Source organism: Bacillus sp. AP8, assembly GCF_000321185.1.
GTDB lineage: Bacteria > Bacillota > Bacilli > Bacillales > DSM-1321 > Bacillus_AD > Bacillus_AD massilioanorexius.
Genome location: NZ_CAPG01000081.1, coordinates 1 through 1,213, shown reverse-complemented (window position 1 = coordinate 1,213; position 1,213 = coordinate 1). Strand labels below are relative to the sequence as shown.

At 52.7% G+C, this 1,213-nt stretch carries 13 tRNA genes; all 13 read left to right on the top strand.

Going from position 1 to position 1,213, the window contains the following annotated elements:
* The first annotated feature begins 25 nt into the window (after window positions 1-25).
* The 13 genes from BN349_RS19435 (at window position 26) to BN349_RS19375 (ending at window position 1,211) form a co-directional block, all read left to right on the top strand.
* Window positions 26-101: transfer RNA gene (locus tag BN349_RS19435), tRNA-Ala, on the top strand.
* Between the two features lie 23 nt (window positions 102-124).
* Window positions 125-201 (top strand) — tRNA-Met (locus BN349_RS19430).
* Window positions 202-210: 9 nt separating this feature from the next.
* A tRNA-Ile gene (locus tag BN349_RS19425) sits at window positions 211-287 on the top strand.
* 13 nt (window positions 288-300) lie between these two features.
* A tRNA-Ser gene (locus BN349_RS19420) sits at window positions 301-393 on the top strand.
* A gap of 36 nt (window positions 394-429) precedes the next feature.
* Window positions 430-503 (top strand) — tRNA-Met (locus tag BN349_RS19415).
* A 7-nt stretch (window positions 504-510) separates the two neighbouring features.
* Window positions 511-586: transfer RNA gene (locus BN349_RS19410), tRNA-Asp, on the top strand.
* Window positions 587-603: 17 nt separating this feature from the next.
* Window positions 604-679: transfer RNA gene (locus BN349_RS19405), tRNA-Phe, on the top strand.
* A gap of 16 nt (window positions 680-695) precedes the next feature.
* A tRNA-His gene (locus BN349_RS19400) sits at window positions 696-771 on the top strand.
* 10 nt (window positions 772-781) lie between these two features.
* Window positions 782-855 (top strand) — tRNA-Gly (locus BN349_RS19395).
* Window positions 856-861: 6 nt separating this feature from the next.
* A tRNA-Ile gene (locus BN349_RS19390) sits at window positions 862-938 on the top strand.
* A gap of 9 nt (window positions 939-947) precedes the next feature.
* Window positions 948-1,022, top strand: a tRNA-Asn gene (locus BN349_RS19385).
* A gap of 12 nt (window positions 1,023-1,034) precedes the next feature.
* Window positions 1,035-1,125, top strand: a tRNA-Ser gene (locus tag BN349_RS19380).
* 14 nt (window positions 1,126-1,139) lie between these two features.
* Window positions 1,140-1,211: transfer RNA gene (locus tag BN349_RS19375), tRNA-Glu, on the top strand.
* The last annotated feature ends 2 nt before the right edge of the window (window positions 1,212-1,213 follow it).

Below are 1,213 nucleotides of genomic sequence, written 5' to 3'. Positions count from 1 at the left end.
TTCCATATACAAACCGAAATTAAATGGGGCCTTAGCTCAGCTGGGAGAGCGCCTGCCTTGCACGCAGGAGGTCAGCGGTTCGATCCCGCTAGGCTCCACCATTAAACTAAAAGACTTTATTTTTGGCGGCGTAGCTCAGCTGGCTAGAGCGTACGGTTCATACCCGTGAGGTCGTGGGTTCGACTCCCTCCGCCGCTACCAAAAAATAAAGGACCTTTAGCTCAGTTGGTTAGAGCAGACGGCTCATAACCGTCCGGTCGTAGGTTCGAGTCCTACAAGGTCCACCACATATTTTAATACGGAGGTATACCCAAGTTCGGCTGAAGGGATCGGTCTTGAAAACCGACAGGGGCTTAACGGCTCGCGGGGGTTCGAATCCCTCTACCTCCTCCATAATTTTCAAAAAACAAATAGTCACATTCACATCGTCGCGGGGTGGAGCAGTCTGGTAGCTCGTCGGGCTCATAACCCGAAGGTCGCAGGTTCAAATCCTGTCCCCGCAATCAGTAAGGTCCCGTGGTGTAGCGGTTAACATGCCTGCCTGTCACGCAGGAGATCGCGGGTTCGATTCCCGTCGGGACCGCCATTTAAATAATTTGGTATGGCTCAGTAGCTCAGTCGGTAGAGCAAAGGACTGAAAATCCTTGTGTCGGCGGTTCGATTCCGTCCTGAGCCACCATTAAGAAAAAATAACGGCGATTGTGGCGAAGTGGTTAACGCATCGGATTGTGGTTCCGACATTCGTGGGTTCGATTCCCATCAGTCGCCCCATAATTAGAATGCGGGTGTAGTTTAGTGGTAAAACCTCAGCCTTCCAAGCTGATGATGAGGGTTCGATTCCCTTCACCCGCTCCAAAAAATGGGCCTATAGCTCAGCTGGTTAGAGCGCACGCCTGATAAGCGTGAGGTCGGTGGTTCGAGTCCACTTAGGCCCACCATGTATACGTTCCGCAGTAGCTCAGTGGTAGAGCACTCGGCTGTTAACCGAGCGGTCGTAGGTTCGAATCCTACCTGCGGAGCCATTTTTATGTAATGGGGAAGTACTCAAGAGGCTGAAGAGGCGCCCCTGCTAAGGGTGTAGGTCGGGTAACCGGCGCGAGGGTTCAAATCCCTCCTTCTCCGCCACATCATTTTATTAAGGCCCGTTGGTCAAGCGGTTAAGACACCGCCCTTTCACGGCGGTAACACGGGTTCGAATCCCGTACGGGTCATA